14 protein-coding genes are annotated in these 13755 nt (G+C 61.5%); 8 read left to right on the top strand and 6 right to left on the bottom strand.

All coding sequences use genetic code 11. The features are described 5' to 3' along the window. Positions 1-84: 84 nt before the first annotated feature. The 5 genes from recQ (at position 85) to D3879_RS11730 (ending at position 5472) form a co-directional block, all read left to right on the top strand. Complete coding sequence (recQ, locus tag D3879_RS11750) at positions 85-2211, top strand: DNA helicase RecQ (RefSeq protein WP_119954415.1); 2127 nt, start codon at positions 85-87, stop codon at positions 2209-2211. 128 nt (positions 2212-2339) lie between these two features. Then, entirely contained in the window at positions 2340-3500 is a 1161-nt protein-coding gene (locus D3879_RS11745; protein ID WP_119954414.1) for a GGDEF domain-containing protein, read from the top strand. A gap of 134 nt (positions 3501-3634) precedes the next feature. After that, complete coding sequence (locus D3879_RS11740) at positions 3635-4651, top strand: DUF2804 domain-containing protein (RefSeq protein ID WP_119954413.1); 1017 nt, start codon at positions 3635-3637, stop codon at positions 4649-4651. Positions 4652-4736: 85 nt separating this feature from the next. After that, positions 4737-5171 (top strand): MarR family transcriptional regulator, encoded by a 435-nt coding sequence (locus D3879_RS11735; RefSeq protein ID WP_119954412.1) that lies wholly within the window; start codon positions 4737-4739, stop codon positions 5169-5171. 1 nt (position 5172) lies between these two features. Continuing rightward, the gene (locus D3879_RS11730) at positions 5173-5472 is read left to right on the top strand and encodes an Rdx family protein (protein WP_119954411.1); all 300 of its coding nucleotides are present in this window, start codon (positions 5173-5175) and stop codon (positions 5470-5472) included. A 54-nt stretch (positions 5473-5526) separates the two neighbouring features. On the opposite strand, the gene D3879_RS11725 is transcribed toward D3879_RS11730, so the two are convergent. From D3879_RS11725 to D3879_RS11715, 3 genes are all read right to left on the bottom strand, one after another. Beyond that, positions 5527-6414, bottom strand: a complete 888-nt coding sequence (locus D3879_RS11725; protein WP_119954410.1) for a DMT family transporter — start codon at positions 6412-6414, stop codon at positions 5527-5529. Between the two features lie 128 nt (positions 6415-6542). Beyond that, positions 6543-6878: a tRNA-binding protein gene (locus D3879_RS11720; RefSeq protein WP_119954409.1), complete on the bottom strand. Its 336-nt coding sequence runs from the start codon at positions 6876-6878 to the stop codon at positions 6543-6545. Between the two features lie 74 nt (positions 6879-6952). Continuing rightward, entirely contained in the window at positions 6953-7717 is a 765-nt protein-coding gene (locus D3879_RS11715; RefSeq protein WP_119954408.1) for a helix-turn-helix transcriptional regulator, read from the bottom strand. Between the two features lie 136 nt (positions 7718-7853). On the opposite strand from D3879_RS11715, the gene D3879_RS11710 reads away from it, so the two are divergent. Both D3879_RS11710 and D3879_RS11705 read left to right on the top strand, forming a co-directional pair. Beyond that, positions 7854-8678, top strand: coding sequence for a UDP-2,3-diacylglucosamine diphosphatase (locus tag D3879_RS11710; RefSeq protein WP_119954407.1), 825 nt, complete (start codon positions 7854-7856; stop codon positions 8676-8678). Continuing rightward, positions 8675-9709, top strand: a complete 1035-nt coding sequence (locus D3879_RS11705) for a glycosyltransferase family 4 protein (protein WP_119954406.1) — start codon at positions 8675-8677, stop codon at positions 9707-9709. Before D3879_RS11710 ends, D3879_RS11705 begins: the two co-directional genes overlap by 4 nt. Before the next feature lie 77 nt (positions 9710-9786). Here D3879_RS11705 and D3879_RS11700 read toward each other — a convergent pair whose 3' ends face one another. From D3879_RS11700 to D3879_RS11690, 3 genes are all read right to left on the bottom strand, one after another. Next, positions 9787-11178: an adenylate/guanylate cyclase domain-containing protein gene (locus tag D3879_RS11700; RefSeq protein ID WP_119954405.1), complete on the bottom strand. Its 1392-nt coding sequence runs from the start codon at positions 11176-11178 to the stop codon at positions 9787-9789. Positions 11179-11347: 169 nt separating this feature from the next. Next, positions 11348-11935 carry an HD domain-containing protein gene (locus D3879_RS11695; protein ID WP_119954404.1) on the bottom strand — a complete coding sequence of 196 codons (588 nt, stop codon included), beginning with the start codon at positions 11933-11935 and terminating at the stop codon, positions 11348-11350. Positions 11936-12046: 111 nt separating this feature from the next. Further along, a complete protein-coding gene (locus D3879_RS11690; RefSeq protein ID WP_119954403.1) occupies positions 12047-12364 on the bottom strand; it encodes an Mpo1-like protein in 318 nt (105 codons plus the stop codon). Positions 12365-12607: 243 nt separating this feature from the next. Here D3879_RS11690 and D3879_RS11685 point away from each other — a divergent pair, with 243 nt between their 5' ends. After that, on the top strand, positions 12608-13639 hold the full coding sequence (locus tag D3879_RS11685) for an AraC family transcriptional regulator (RefSeq protein ID WP_119954402.1): 1032 nt from the start codon (positions 12608-12610) through the stop codon (positions 13637-13639). Positions 13640-13755 lie beyond the last annotated feature (116 nt).

Below are 13755 nucleotides of genomic sequence, written 5' to 3'. Positions count from 1 at the left end.
CTTCAGCCCGCGCGGGCATCCCAAGGAAACGCTCAAGAGTGGGCTTTTTCGGGGGCTCTTCTTTTGCAACAGCTTGGGGTTTATATGCTCGAACCGGCTCTGCGCATCCTTAAAGACATCTTCGGCTACGACAGTTTCCGTGGGCGTCAGGGTGCGATCATCGAGTGCGTTGCCAGTGGTGGCGATGCCCTGGTGTTGATGCCAACGGGTGGCGGCAAGTCGCTGTGCTTCCAGGTTCCGGCGCTGCTGCGTGAGGGATTGGCGGTGGTAGTTTCGCCGCTGATCGCGCTGATGGAAGATCAGGTCGCCACGCTTGACGAGTTGGGGGTGGCGGCTGTCGCGCTGAATTCCACCCTGAGTGCCGATGAGCAGCGGGAGATCGCCGAGCGGATCAAGCGCGGCGAGATCAAGCTGCTTTACCTGGCGCCCGAGCGTCTGGTGCAGCCGCGCATGCTGGCGTTCCTGCAAAACCTCGATATTGCACTGTTCGCTATCGATGAAGCGCATTGCGTGTCGCAGTGGGGCCATGACTTCCGCCCAGAGTACCTGCAGCTGGGGCAATTGGCCGAACTGTTCCCGCAGGTGCCGCGGATCGCCCTGACGGCCACCGCGGACATGCGTACCCGTGAGGAAATCGTCACCCGCCTGCATTTGCAGAATGCCGAGCGCTTTCTCTCGAGCTTCGACCGCCCCAACATCTTCTACCGCATCGTGCCGAAAGAGCAGCCGCGTAAGCAGTTGCTGACCTTCCTCAGCGAGCGCAAGGGCGATGCCGGGATTGTCTACTGCTTGTCGCGCAAGAAAGTCGAAGAAGTCGCGGCCTTTCTAAGTACCCAGGGTTACCCGGCGCTGCCGTATCACGCGGGCTTGCCCCATGAGTTGCGCGCCTACCACCAGAAGCGCTTCCTCAACGAGGAGGGTCTGATCATGGTGGCGACCATCGCTTTCGGTATGGGGATCGACAAACCCAACGTGCGTTTTGTGGCGCACCTGGATCTGCCGAAATCCCTCGAGGCCTATTACCAGGAAACCGGACGTGCCGGTCGCGATGGCTTGCCGGCGGATGCCTGGATGGCCTACGGGCTGCAGGACGTGCTGTTGCTCAAGCAAATGTTGCAGAACTCCGAAGGCGATGAGCGCCATAAGCGCCTCGAACAGCACAAGCTCGACGCCATGCTCGCCCTGTGTGAGCAGATTCGTTGCCGCCGCCAGGCACTGCTGGCCTACTTCGATGAAGAGTTGCCACAACCTTGTGGTCATTGTGATAACTGCGTCGACGGTGTGCAGACTTGGGACGCCACCGAACCGGCGCGCCAGGCGCTCTCGGCCATCTTCCGCAGCGGCCAGCGTTATGGTGTCGGTCATCTGGTCGATCTGCTGCTGGGCCGTGATAACGACAAAGTGCGCAGCCTCGGCCATCAGCACTTGTCGGTGTTTGGTGTCGGCAAGGCGCTTAGCGAGGGCGAGTGGCGTTCGCTATTCCGCCAGTTGGTGGCCCGCGGTTTGGCTGATGTCGATCTCGAGGGCTATGGCGGCCTGCGCCTGAGTGACAGTTGCCGGCCGTTGTTGCGCGGTGAAGTTGCTTTGCAGTTGCGCCGGGACCTGAAACCGCAGCAGAGCGCCAAACCCTCGGCCAGCGCCGCCAGCCAACTGGTGCGTGGCGAGGAGCGCGAGCAGTGGGAAGCCCTGCGTGCACTACGGCGGAAACTGGCCGAGGAGCATGCAGTACCGCCCTATGTGATTTTTCCCGATGCGACCTTGTTGGAGATGTTGCGCAGCAAACCGGGTTCGCTGTCCGAAATGGCGCAAGTCAGCGGGGTCGGGGCGCGCAAGCTGGAGCGCTATGGCGAGGCCTTCCTCGAAGTGCTCAACGGCGCGGTCGAGGCGCCGCAGGTGGTGGTCGATCTACGTCACGAACTGATCAGCTTGGCGCGCGCAGGGATGACCCCACAGCAGATCGCGGGGCAGCTCAAGTGCAGCGAAAAGAACGTCTACAGCTTGCTGGCCGAAGCCATTGGCCGGCAACAGTTGTCGCTGGAACAGGCGCTGGATCTGCCACAAGAGCTACTTGGCGAGATTCAGGACGCATTCCTCGACGGCGAAGGCGAGCTGCCCGCGGTGGCGGCGTTATCCGAGCAGTTCGCCGGGCGGGTGGCGGACGGGGTGCTCTATTGCGTGCGTGCGGCGTTGCAGTCGGAGTTTGAGGTCTGAGACGGTTCAGTCGGCTGTTACTGGGGGCAGTTTCGCCAAAGCGTTGGCGCATTAAAACGACAAACTTGTGACGCCTGTCACCAGCGGCTAAGGTGTCTCGAAAGCCTCCACAATGAGAAGAGGTAAAGGTGTCGTTCCATCATGCCTGGCTAGACGATGTCCGCCCCAATCCGTATGCCGATCAGTTAGCGCTTGGTTTCCGCCTGCTGCGCTTCGTCCGTCCGTTGGAGCGTGAGTACCGCGCCCATATGCGCGAGGACGGCTTCGACCTCAAACGCATTGCGCTAAGCGTCGGCATGGTCATCTGGCTGGCGTTTGCCGGCCTCGACTCATTCCTGATCCAAACCCAGCCACTCTGGTGGATGCTTGCCGTGCGTTTGGGCGTGCTCTTGCTGCTGCTGGCCTGCGGCGGGCTGATGCTGCAACGCCGGCATACACAGCTGTTGGTGCCCTTGAGCCTGACCTGCATCGGGGCGCTCGGGCTGGGTTCGGCGGCCGTCGTGGCGATCGCCCACACGGTCGATCCGAACTATCCCTATGAAGGTGTGCTGCTGGTCTGCATGGCGGCTTACTTTCTGGTCGGCCTGCGGCTTTCCGAGGCGCTCGCCAGCTCCCTGGTGCTGCTGCTGGCCTATGTCGGCTTTGAGCTGCTGGCCGGTTTGCCGATCCCACGGCTGGTCAACAATGTACTGTTTCTGTTGTTTGGCAACCTGATGGGGGCGCTGGGTTGTTACCTCTTGGAGTTCAAGTCGCGGGAGCATTTCCTGGTCAGCCGGCTGATGCGCGTGCTGGCTGAGCGCGATAGCCTCACCGGGCTGCACAACCGGCGCAGTTTCAACCGCCAACTAGAACGTCTGTGGCGCCAGGCCCAGCGGGAAAGCCAGCCCTTGGCCCTGCTGCTCTGCGATATCGACCACTTCAAGGCCTACAACGACCGCTACGGTCACCAGGCCGGGGACAACGTCTTGCAACGGGTTGGCACGGTATTCAGTGAGGCCGCGCGGCGACCGTTCGATATGTCGGTGCGCCTCGGCGGCGAAGAGTTCGCGGTGCTGCTCTATGACATCACCGAAGAGCAGGCGCGCCAGCGTGCCGAGATTCTGCGGGCAGCATTGGAGCATCTGGACATTCGCCATGAGCGTTCGGATACCGCCAGCATGGTCACCATGTCAATCGGCGTGGCCTGTCTGCGTCCGGCTGACGGTGGCGAGATAGCCAAGCTGTATGAGCACGCGGATCGCGCGCTGTATGAGGCCAAAGCCTTTGGCCGTAATCAGGTAGTGGCTTAGGAGCGCGATAGTGCGTTGATCTAAATCGTCTCGGCTGGCCGATTTTGTCCTTGGGGTTGGCGTAGGCGGTGAATGCCGGGCTTGGCACGTGAGTGCTAGCATCGCGAAATTCCCTCGCAGCGAGCCGCACCTTGATGGACCCACTGATCCAGGCCAACGGCCAGCCGCATTACGGTATCTTTCCTACCGCGCCCAGCGTGATCAATTACCGCGACTTCGACTTTCGTTCCCCCATGGGCCGTCGGCTGGGGCCACTGGCCAAGTGGCGGCGCTTTCACCAATTTCAGTACTTCGGCCTGATCAGCGATCAACTGATCGGTGGCTGCGCGCTGGCCAACCTCAGCCTGGCGGGGATCGGCTTCGTCTACCTGTTCCATCCCGCCAGCGGGCGGATGATCGAGCGGCAGTTCAAGTTACCGCTGGGGTTTGGCACGCGCTTCTCACAGCAGCCGAATGACGGCGTGTGTGAGCTGCGCAGTGGGCGCAATCTCCTGCGCCTGGAAAATCATGCTGCCTCGCAAGAGAAGCGGCTGCTGGTGGAGTTGGACGATGGCACGCGGATCGACGCCTGTTTTACCGAGGCCACACCGGCGTTTCAGTCGATGTGCATCAATACGCCTACCGCGGTGAACGGCTGGGTGTATGCGCAAAAAGTCGCCGGAGTGCGCTGCACCGGACAGGTCAAAAGCGCCCTGGGTGACTTCGACCTGGCAGCCATCGAGGCCTTTGCCCATCACGACTGGTCGGCTGGCTATATGCGCCCGGAGACCTGCTGGAACTGGGCCTGTTTGTCTGGCCAGGCCGGTGCGCAACGGGTGGGGCTGAACCTGTCCTGCGGGGTGAACGAGACCAGCTTTACCGAGAACTGTTTTTGGCTGGATGGCGAGCTGATCAAGGTCGATACGGTGCGCTTTAGCTATGACCGTGAGCAGCCGCTGCAGCCTTGGCGGATCGATTCTTACGATGGTCAGGTGGCATTGCAGTTCGAGGCGCGTGGCTTACACCAGGAGCGGATGAATCTGGGCGTGCTGGCCAGCAACTTCAAGCAGATCTTCGGCCAGTTCCGTGGCGTGTTGCGGCCGCACGGGCGAGCGGCAATCAGCATCGACAATCTCTGGGGCTTTGTTGAAGAGCAATATGTGAAGTGGTGAGGGGCGTTGGGGTCTTGCCTCTGTGGTCGGGGTTATGATTAGCTGGCTAATAATTAGCTTTGGCGGTAATCAAGAGCCTTTCGTTATGTCGCACACTGATCAACATCGTTTTGCTATGCAGCTCGCCCAACTGTCGCGTTCTTGGCGCGCCGAGCTGGATCGGCGCCTGGCCGGGCTTGGCTTGTCCCAGGCACGTTGGCTCGTACTGTTGCACCTGGCACGTTTCAGCGAGTTGCCGACTCAGCGTGAGCTGGCGCAGAGCGTTGGGGTTGAAGGGCCGACCCTGGCGCGCTTGCTCGACAGTTTGGAAGCCCAGGGTTTGGTCCGCCGGCAGGCAGTAGTGGAAGATCGCCGGGCGAAGAAAATCGCTTTGAGCCCGTCAGCACGGCCCTTGATTGAGCAGATCGAGGCAATTTCCACCCAGCTGCGCCTGGAACTCTTCGATGGCATCGATGAGGAAGAACTCCGTCGCTGCCAGCAGGTGCATGCGCGGATTCTGGCAAACCTGGAGCGCCGTTAAGATGAGTCAGCCGAAACCCGAAGTCGTAATCACTTACTGCACGCAGTGCCAATGGTTGCTGCGCGCGGCCTGGTTGGCGCAAGAGCTGCTCAGTACCTTTAGCGACGATCTCGGCAAGGTCAGCCTGGAGCCGGGCACTGGAGGGGTGTTTCGCATCACCTGCGACGGCGTGCAGATCTGGGAGCGTAAAGCCGATGGCGGCTTCCCCGAGGCCAAGGTGCTCAAGCAGCGGCTGCGGGATCAGATCGACCCGGCGCGCGATCTGGGTCACAGCGACCGGGTTGCGCCGACTGGGGATTGAGCGTCCCTCGCCAGCATTACCCGGCAAAACGCACTGAACCTTTTTATTTCAGGACTACGCCACTTGGCCATCGACCGGCGCGGCATGCTTGGTGCCGCCCATCCGCGCCGAGAGGAAGATGGCGAAGATGATCAGCGCACCGCCGGCGACCATCCGCAGCGTCGGTGTTTCCGCGAAGATCAACCAGGCGAAGGTGATGCCATAGACCGGCTCCAGGGCGAACACCACGGCTGCGGTGCGCGCCTTGAGTACGTCCAGGCTGGCGACGAACAGGCTGTGGGCCAAGCCGGTGCAGAGCACGCCGAGCAATGCCAGCCATAGCCAATCCAGCGCTTGAACCGTGGGTAGGATTGGCGCGGCGAAAGGCAGCAGGCACACCGCGACGACCAGGTTCTGACAGAGGGCTGCCTGCACCGGAGCCACTTTGCCGGAGCCGGCGCGATTGGTCAGTGATAGCAACGCGAAGAGCAAGCCTGAAAGCACGCCCCAGAGCAGCCCGACCGTGGCGCCGCTGTCCAGGTTGAAATCCGGCGTGACCAGCACCAGGCCGACACTCACCAGCACAACCAGGATGATTTCATGGCGGCGAATGCGTTCGCGAAAGATCAGCCCTTCGAGTATCACCGTGAGTGCCGGAAAGCTGGTGAAGCCCAGGGTCGCGATGGCGACACCGGCCACTTTCACCGAAATGAAAAAACTGACCCAGTGTCCGGCCAAGAGCAAACCACCCAGCGTCAGGCGTGCCCAGTCGCTGGTTTTCAGGCGTTGCCAGGATGTGCTCGTGATCAGCCCGGCAAATACAGCCAACGCAAGGACGGCAAACGCGGCGCGGCCGAAGACGATCATGGCGGGCGTAGTCGCAGCAAGTTTGCCGAGTACACCGGTAAAGCCAAAGAACAGGGCGCCGCAATGCAGGGCGGTTAGGGCTGAGCGGTGGTTCATGCTGAACTCCAGTTCTCTTTCATTCGTATAACTTTGTCGGCAGCGCTGCGCCGCTCCTCGCCGTACTACCTGTACTGTCTCGTCGCTGCTCGCTCGCCTTCGCGTTCTACTCTGAAATAGAACTGGAATTAGGCCAGGCGGCTGCCATTCGGTAGGGAATGCTCGAAGCTGGCCAAGACCACGCGATTCTCCGCGTCGTACGCGCCGGTGACGAGAATCTCCGAGCGCACGCCGGCAATCGATTTCGGCGCAAAATTGCACACGCAGAGCACTTGGCGGCCGATTAGGCTATCAGCTGCATAAAGGGCGGTGAGTTGCGCGCTGGAGGTTTTCACTCCGAGTGGGCCGAGGTCGACTTCCAGCACATAGGCGGGCTTGCGCGCTTTCTCGTTGGGTTTTGCGCTGCGGATGGTGCCGACGCGTAGTTCCACACGCTCGAAATCCTGCCAATCGATAGTCTGCATAGTGGCTCCATGACGCGTCTTCCTGAGTGATGGCGGCAGTCTAGAGCTTGCGCGCGGGGCTGTCTGTCGCGCGGCTAGCGGGAATTGTCGCGCGACTCGCGGCGCAGGGTGCGAGGCGTGGCGCCAAACTCACGGGCCAGGGCCGCGGTGAAGGCGCTTTGCGAGCTGTAGCCGACCTGGGCGGCAATCTCACCGACCGCCAGTTGTGTCCCGCGCAGCAGTTCCAGGCCCTGTTGCAGGCGACGGCTGCGCACGTAGTCCATCGGCGTTTGCCCGGTTTCACTGAGAAAACGTGCGTGAAAACGCGCGCTAGAGAGGCCGGTCAGGCGTGCCAGGTCGGCGACCTGCAGCGGGTGCGCGGCGTGTTGGTCGATATAGGTGTCCAGCGCGGCGAGCGGCAGACGCTGGCTTTCGCCGGCGCTGTGGCAGTCGGTCGCCAGGCTGGCCAAGAGCAGGGCCGCGCCTTGTTGAGCGATCACCGGATCATTGATCGGGCTGGCGGCCAGCCAGTTGACCAACTGGTTTTGCGCCGGACTGAGGGTGAGGGCGGCGGGTTTCTCCAGCAGGCGGCGACTGCTGTCTGCGTGCGGGCCGAGGGTGTGCTGCAACCACTCGGTGGGCGGCACATCGAGCACCAGGCACTGGCTACCACTTGGGCTACCGCAGGCATGGTGGGTCGCGCCGGGCACCACGACCAGGCTTTGGCGGATGACCTGGCTGCCATGCCCGGCGACTTCAAAGTCCAATTGGCCAATCAGGCCGAACACCATCTGGGCGTGGTCGTGGCTGTGGGCTATCAGGTCATGGCTGTACTGGCGCAGGGAGAGAATCGAACTCATCGCGGCATCCTCGGCGGAGGTGCTCAGTCTACCTACAGTTGCTGGCGGTGGCGCTGTCATCAGTTTGTCGTTTGCTTGTCATGGGCGTTTCACCACGGGCGTTCAAGCTCGGAAAAACCCTGCCGGAGGCCGCCCCATGAGCAGCGCTGAGCTTGTCAAACCCAGTCGTAAGCAACGCGTCCGTACCCTCTGGATCTCGGATGTCCACCTAGGCACCCGCGATTGCCAGGCCGAGCATTTGTCGCAGTTTCTCAAACGTTATCAGGCGGACAAGGTCTACCTGGTCGGCGACATCATCGACGGTTGGCGGTTGCGCAGCGGGATATTCTGGCCGCAGGCGCACACCAACGTGATCCGCCGCTTACTGACCATGAGCAAGCGCGGCACCGAGGTTATCTACGTCACCGGCAACCATGACGAGTTTCTCCGTCGTTACTCCAAACTGGTACTGGGCAATATTCAACTGGTCGACGAGGCAGAGCACGTCACGGCTGACGGCCGCCGCCTGCTGATCGTGCATGGCGACCAGTTCGACGTTATCACCCGCTACCACCGCTGGCTGGCCTTTCTCGGTGATTCGGCTTACGAAATCACCCTGACCCTGAATCGCTGGCTCAATCATTGGCGCCGCCGTTACGGCTATGGCTACTGGTCGCTCTCGGCCTACCTCAAGCACAAGGTCAAAAGTGCGGTAAACTTTATCAGCGACTTCGAGGAGGCCATCGCCCACGAATGCGTCAAACGGGGCTTCAATGGCGTGGTCTGCGGGCATATTCATCATGCCGAAATCCGCCAGATGGGCGAGGTGGAATACATGAACTGTGGTGACTGGGTGGAGTCCTGCACGGCCTTGATCGAGCATCTGGACGGTACGATCGAGTTGTATCGCCTGGCCGATGATCAGGCGCGCTTGGCTCAGCAGGACGCCAAGCAACTCCTGGCAGTCGAGCCGGCGGCATGAGAATCCTGATCGTCAGCGACGCCTGGCTGCCGCAAGTCAATGGCGTGGTGACCAGCCTGCAAGCGCTGGTCGCCGAGCTGCGTGAACTGGGGCATCTGGTCAAACTGCTGTCGCCGCTGGAGTTCCGCCACCGGCCGTGTCCGTCTTACCCGGAAGTCCCGCTGGTGTGGGAGCTGTGGAAGGTCGGCGCGGCGATCCGCGAGTTCCGCCCGGATTGCGTGCACCTGGCCACCGAAGGCCCGGTCGGCTGGGCGGCGCGACGTTGGTTGGTCAAGCGTGGTTTGGCCTTTTCCACGGCAATCCATACGCGCTTTCCGGAATACCTCCACACGCGTTGGCCATGGATTCCGCTGGCCTGGGGTTATGCCTATCTGTGCGCCTTTCACCGATCGAGTCAGGCCGTGCTGGTGACGACCGAGCGCTTGCGCAGTGAGTTCGCCGGGTGGGGCTTGCAGCGTTTGCGGTTGTGGCGCAAGGGCGTGGATCTGCGCCTATTCCAACCGGCGCTGGCGCACACGCAGCCGAGACAACCGGTGTTTCTGTATGTCGGGCGGATCGCCCCGGAGAAGAACCTGGAGGCATTTCTTCGCCTCGAGCTGCCGGGGGAGAAGCGCGTGGTCGGCGACGGGCCACAGCGCGCAGAACTGGAGGCGGGTTATCCGCAGGTGCGTTTTCTCGGCTATCGGCATGGTCAGGCGTTGGCCCAGGCGTACTGTGAGGCCAGCGTGCTGGTCTTTCCCTCGCGTACCGACACCTATGGCTTGGTGATGTTGGAGGCGCTGGCCTGCGGCACGCCGGTCGCGGCCTTCCCGGTAGCCGGGCCGCTGGATGTGCTGGAGGCAGGCGTGACGGGTGTGCTGGATGAGGATTTGGCCAAGGCCTGCCTGGCGGCGCTGGAGTTGGACCGTACAGGCTGCGCCGAGAGGGCGGCGCGGCAGTCCTGGCGGGCCTCGGCGCTGGAGTTCCTGATGCAGCAGCCGTTGCTGGATGGTCGGCCTTGCGAAATAGGCGAGGTATTCGTCAACCCGTAGTAGCCGGGCCTGGTGGGCGTAGGCTGGGTAGAGCCGTTTTTCGGCGAAACCCAGCAAGGGTTTAGCGTTGCGCGGGCTTAGAGAATCACTTTGTCGCGCAGCTTCTCGGCCGCCAGGTTGAGCGCCTGGATCACCCGCTCCTTGTCGAAGTTCTGGATGCCGTTGGTGTCCAGGTACATGGAGAAGCCCGGCAGTTCGTGCTCGACATAGCTGGAGGTGGAGCCGAGGTCGCGACGGAAATCCACCACTTGATAGATCTGCACCGGGCGGGTGAAGCCTTTGACGCTGATCTGGCCTTTGTCGCGGCACATGATCACGTCTTTCACCAACGAATAAGTCTCGTGGGAGATCAGGATCTCGCCGGACTCGGCGGCGTTTTCCAGGCGGCTGGCGAGGTTCACGTCGCGGCCGATGATGGTGTAGTCCATGCGCGTGTCGGCGCCAAAGTTACCGACGGTGCAGTAGCCGGTGTTCAGGCCCATGCGGATTTCCAGCGGTTTGGTGATGCCCTGGGCACGCCATTGTTGACGCAGCACTTTCATATGCTTGCGCATGGCGATGGCCATGGACACCGCGTTTACCGCGTCCTTCTTCGCGCCCTGGCTGGTCGGATCGCCGAAGAACACCATCACGCAGTCACCGATGAACTTGTCGATGGTGCCACCGTATTTCAGGGTGATCTTCGACATCTCGTTCAGGTAGGTGTTGAGCAGATCGGTCAGGGCCTCGGCTTCCAGCTCCTCGGACAGCTCGGTGAAGCCTTTGATGTCGGAGAAGAACACCGTGAGCTTCTTGCGCTGGGTTTCCAGGCGCACGCTCTTTTTGCCGCTGAAGATCGATTCCCAGACTTGTGGCGACAGGTATTTGGCCAGGTTGCGCGCCAGCCGCGCGGCCTTTTCCTGCTCGCGTTTAATCTCGCTGCGCGCGACACCGAGGCGGATGCCCTGTTGGTGCATGAAGTAGGCGGTAATGCCGATGTACAGCGTGGTGAACAGCACGCTGACCAGCGCCACCAGGGTTGGCGTGGTGGCTTTCAATTCGGGTTGGACGACGACGCTGGTCAGTACCAGCCCGCTGACTGCGATCAACAGCGATAGCCCGAGGTGGCGCAGGCCGCCAACGATCAACGCGGTGAAACTCAGGATGAGCAGGGACATCGAACTCGGGACGACTGAAAAACCCAGTAACGCCACACCGGCACCGGCATGCAGGGCATCGATGAACAGCAGTACCAGGTTGGTCTGTCGTGGATGCTCGCCCTTGAATCGTTGACTCAGGTGATGTGCCAGGTGTGGGTAGAGCAGGGCATAGGGCACAAGCCAGAGGATGTCGTAACCGAAATATTGCACATAAGTGCCCGCCGCGATGCTGGCTGCCGTGGCGATATACGCCAGTACGCGGGAGTAGTACTCGCGCAGAGGTAGCGACGGTAGATCGGTATGGCGGCGCTCGAAATGGACTGGCTTCATGGCGGTGACACGATCCCTGCTGATTTTCTGACGTCTCTGGCGGACGTCTATGCACTCTGCAAGACAGAGGCCAAGCTTTTGACTGGTCGGGGATCATAACCAGCAAAGGTTCGGCAGCCAAGCATGGCTGCCGAAAGGCGGCGCAAGGGGCGTCAGTGGTCAACTGGGCTTAGTGTTGGCCCTGTTCCATGGCTGCTGTATAGATCGAGTTTTTCGGCTGGGCGAAGACTCGGCGCAGCATCGGCTCGAAGAATGTCAGTGGCAGGCTGGCATAGTCGGGATCGAAGGCCGCCGCATCGTACTTGGCACAGAACTCGATGGTCTGCTGGTACAGCGGGTGTTCCTTGAACTGTTCGCGCAGGTGCCGATCCATGCCCAGGTAGTGGAAAAAGTAGTAGCCCTGAAAGATCCCATGCTTCTCCACCATCCAGAGGTTTTCCGGGCTGACGAAGGGTTTGAGGATGGCTGCGGCGATATCCGGGTGGTTGTAGGAACCGAGCGTGTCGCCAATATCGTGAAGCAAGGCGCAGACCACGTATTCCTCGTCGCGCCCATCATTGTGGGCGCGGGTCGCGGTTTGCAGTGAGTGCGTCAGGCGATCGACCGGGAAGCCACCGAAGTCGCCATCGAGCAGTTTTAGATGGGTCAGGATGCGATCCGGCAGTTGTTTGGCGTAGGCGGCAAAGTCCTGGGCGATGATGCTCCAGTCCTCGGCGGTGCCGTCTTGCATATGGGTAAAGCGGGCGTGGGTGTTCATCAGGAGTCCTCTAATTGGGTTTTGTCGGACTTTTGCAATGTAGGCTGGGTAGAGCCGTTGTTTGGCACTCTACCCAGCCTACGGTTTGGCATAGAGCTGGTACTGGCACGTTTAGAACTTGATGCGCCCAGTCAAGGCGTCCTTGAGCATCACCCAGTCGCCCATAAAGCTGTAAAGCGGGTACTTGAAGGTGGCAGGGCGGTTCTTTTCGAAGACGAAGTGGCCGACCCAGGCGAAGCCATAACCGGCCAGCGGCATAGCCAGCAGCCAGAGCCACTGCTGGCTGACGATGGCGTAAGCGAGAATGCTCAGCACCAGTAGGCTGCCGACATAATGCAGGCGGCGACAGGTTGCGTTGCTGTGTTCCTGTAGGTAATACGGGTAGAAATCGGCAAAACGGGTGTAGCGCTCGGCGGTTTGCGTGCTCACGGCACACCTCCTGTCATTGTTAAGGCGCTGGTTGGTTGTCCTGGCAAACTAGGGCACTGCGAGCCCGGCACAAGTCCAGACTGTGCTCACCCCTCACCGGGCGGGCGATACATCCCAGTGCTCGTGGTGTTTGAAGTGTAGGGCGAGTGTCTTCGCGGGCCAGTGACATTAGGTGCCAGTTTAGTATCCTTGTGCCGCCAGGCCGCGCTCTTGCGGCCACCGTGGATAGAATAAGAAGACGCCATGAGCGAACGTACGACTTCCTCAAGCTGGGCTCTGGGCATAGTGCAGGCGCTGGAAATGGGCGGTGTCGACTGCCGTCGGCTGTTTCCTGAACTGGGGCTGGATTACGCCGCGCTGGATAACCCGGATGCGCGTTTCCCGCAGGACGGTATGACGCGGCTGTGGCAGCGGGCGGTGCAGCTCTCGGGCAACCCGGCGATTGGCCTGAACATGGCCAAGGTGGTGCGCCCGGCGTCCTTCCATGTGGTCGGTTATGCGCTGATGTCCAGCCGGACACTGAAGGAAGGTTTTGCGCGGCTGGTACGTTATCAACGGATCATCGCCGAAGGGGCTGATCTGAGTTTTCGTCAGTTGCCGGAAGGCTATGCCCTGGTCCTGGCGATTCATGGCGACCGTCTGGCGCCGGCAAGGCAGAGCGCCGAGGCCTCATTGGCCTACACCCTGGCCTTTTGCCGCTGGATGACCGGCAAGCCGATCCGGCCGCTGGAAATCCGTTTTCAGGGTGAGCCGCCGGCCGATCTGGAGCCTTACCAGCAAGTGTTCCAGGCGCCGCTCAAGTTCAATGCCGCGCATTATGCCGTGCTGTTCGAGCGCGCTGATCTGGAAACACCCTTGCCCAGCGCCAATGCGTCGCTGGCCCAGCTGCACGACCGCTTTGCCGGTGAGTACCTGGCGCGTTTTTCGGAAAGCCGGGTGACCCATCAGGCGCGCCAGGTGCTCTGCCGGCTGTTGCCCCAGGGCGAACCCAAGCGCGACACGGTGGCGCAGGCGCTGCATCTGTCGCAGCGCACCTTGCAACGGCGTTTACAGGAGGAGGGCACCAGTTTTCAGCAGTTGCTCGACGACACTCGCCGCGAGTTGGCCGTGCAGTATCTCGCGCAACCTAATCTGACACTGCTGGAAACCGCCTATTTGCTGGGCTTCGCCGACCCGAGCAACTTCTTTCGCGCCTTCCGCCGCTGGTTCGACGCGACCCCGGGGGAGTACCGCGCGCAGAATCTGTCTGCTGGGCTCGCGCCCTTGAGAGAATGACGGTGATGGGATTGACGAGGGTTTTCGGTTAAACCCCGTCGTTTGCGAACGCGGGGGCCCAGTGGCGGCGGACACGGCTCTCTTGGCAAACCGCGTTATCTGGCAGATTTTCTGGA

This window comes from Pseudomonas cavernicola (genome assembly GCF_003596405.1).
Lineage (GTDB): Bacteria > Pseudomonadota > Gammaproteobacteria > Pseudomonadales > Pseudomonadaceae > Aquipseudomonas > Aquipseudomonas cavernicola.
The sequence above is the reverse complement of the archived record's forward strand: the minus strand, read 5'-3'. Positions and strand labels throughout refer to the sequence as shown.

Coding starts and splice junctions, on each gene's coding strand:
- D3879_RS11710 (WP_119954407.1), top strand. CDS start 7,854: ATGAGCAGCGCTGAGCTTGTCAAACCCAGTCGTAAGCAACGCGTCCGT.
- D3879_RS11705 (WP_119954406.1), top strand. CDS start 8,675: ATGAGAATCCTGATCGTCAGCGACGCCTGGCTGCCGCAAGTCAATGGC.
- D3879_RS11685 (WP_119954402.1), top strand. CDS start 12,608: ATGAGCGAACGTACGACTTCCTCAAGCTGGGCTCTGGGCATAGTGCAG.
- D3879_RS11740 (WP_119954413.1), top strand. CDS start 3,635: ATGGACCCACTGATCCAGGCCAACGGCCAGCCGCATTACGGTATCTTT.
- D3879_RS11715 (WP_119954408.1), bottom strand. CDS start 7,717: ATGAGTTCGATTCTCTCCCTGCGCCAGTACAGCCATGACCTGATAGCC.
- D3879_RS11700 (WP_119954405.1), bottom strand. CDS start 11,178: ATGAAGCCAGTCCATTTCGAGCGCCGCCATACCGATCTACCGTCGCTA.
- D3879_RS11730 (WP_119954411.1), top strand. CDS start 5,173: ATGAGTCAGCCGAAACCCGAAGTCGTAATCACTTACTGCACGCAGTGC.
- D3879_RS11695 (WP_119954404.1), bottom strand. CDS start 11,935: ATGAACACCCACGCCCGCTTTACCCATATGCAAGACGGCACCGCCGAG.
- D3879_RS11720 (WP_119954409.1), bottom strand. CDS start 6,878: ATGCAGACTATCGATTGGCAGGATTTCGAGCGTGTGGAACTACGCGTC.
- D3879_RS11735 (WP_119954412.1), top strand. CDS start 4,737: ATGTCGCACACTGATCAACATCGTTTTGCTATGCAGCTCGCCCAACTG.
- recQ (WP_119954415.1), top strand. CDS start 85: ATGCTCGAACCGGCTCTGCGCATCCTTAAAGACATCTTCGGCTACGAC.
- D3879_RS11725 (WP_119954410.1), bottom strand. CDS start 6,414: ATGAACCACCGCTCAGCCCTAACCGCCCTGCATTGCGGCGCCCTGTTC.